Source organism: Acidithiobacillus sp. TH-A36 (genome assembly GCF_057473445.1).
The window spans coordinates 1-1,442 of sequence record NZ_JBYCKP010000421.1 but is presented as its reverse complement, the minus strand read 5'-3'; the positions used below and the strand labels follow the sequence as shown (position 1 = coordinate 1,442).

Genomic DNA, 1,442 nt, shown 5'->3' with positions numbered 1-1,442 from the left:
TCTGTTGATGGCGTCAGCAGGCATCATCTTGCCCGCCCCGGCTCTGGCCGCATCCGTCTATGGCATCACTGGCGATGACCTGCAAATGAATACGCTGGGCCAACAGTACATCCATTCCCGGCATACCGGGCTGATGCCGTACTGGGGGCCGTGTTATCGGTGCAAGAAACAGGAAGAGTGTTCTCCTCAGCCTTATCCAAAGGCCTCTTATTGCGCGGGTCCAGTAAACGGATGGGCGGGCAACGGAGATGCACCCGACGCTCAATGGATTTATGGAACAACAAACTGCAGAAACGCCGGATCTGGAGTAACGCAATACCTGGAAACTTTCTACAACAACAATACGGATAGCACCATTCAAGGTACTGCATGGTATGCCATGAATGATTTTGGCGCGGTCTATGTCAATGGCGCACAAGTAGCCAGCTACACGGACGCGGGACATACGGCTGCTCGATCCTATCCCGGTACAGACGGATTGCTGTCGTCTGCCATTTCTCTGCCACCTGGAAAAGATACCATCGTGATGAGAATCACCAATGGGAGTGGTTCTTCTTATGGCATTTTACAGGTCAATGCAGACATCAATGGTACCGAACAGCCGATTATTACCTCAAACCCCTCTACCTGGTACTACATAACGGGTGAATGCCCCGTCGAATATGAACGGGTCTGCGGTCATTATGGCCCGCAATCCACGGAATGCCAGAAACCTCCCACGTCTGAAACCTTGTATCCCGATCCATCATCTTGGGCTTGTGGCTTTACCGGAAATCCAGAAATCGGCGGTTGGTATCAGGATGTGTGTCAGAACCCGCAAATAACAGCGGCAAATGCTCAGTGGATATATGGCGCAAATGATGGAGCAACGGGTGTGCCTCAGTCCGCTTATAGCGTCATGCAGGCCACTTTTGATAATACGCTGGGAAATATCCAGGCTAATCTTACCTTTTTAGCAGACAACATTGGCTGGGTGTGGATAAACGGCCAACAGGTTGCTTACGGCAACTGGGAATCAGAAAACAATTCCGAACCCTGGTCCGGCAATGTTTCTGTTCCGGCGGGGCAGGACACCATTGATTACATGGTCATGAATTATCCTTCCGTGCCGTATTCTCCAACCGCCCCGGCTAACAACCCATCTGTAGGTATCCTTGCGCTCACGGCAAGCACTGGACAGGTATTGATCCAGAGCAATGCGTCGGACTGGGATGTAGTAACAGCCCCGCCCACGACCCCCGATCCATCACCCCAAAGCCTGCTCCCAGCAGGTTACACCCCGCAGAATTGTGCGGCTGGAGGGTGTGGATGAGTACGCGGAACTTTGCCGGAAGTGCCACCAGCCTGGGCAGCACCCTGGCGGCAGTATTCTCCGCCAGTGCCGGAGCCTGCGCGGGGGGTGTGTGCCTGGCCGGTGCCCAGGCGGGAATTTCGGCGTTTTC

The 1,442-nt window shown here is 54.0% G+C and carries 1 protein-coding gene; it reads left to right on the top strand.

The window, feature by feature from the left end; genetic code table 11:
- The coding region (locus tag AC2VLY_RS11015) for a hypothetical protein (RefSeq protein WP_486893268.1) at positions 1 to 1,312 on the top strand (1,312 nt) is incomplete at its 5' end.
- Between the last annotated feature and the right edge of the window lie 130 nt (positions 1,313 to 1,442).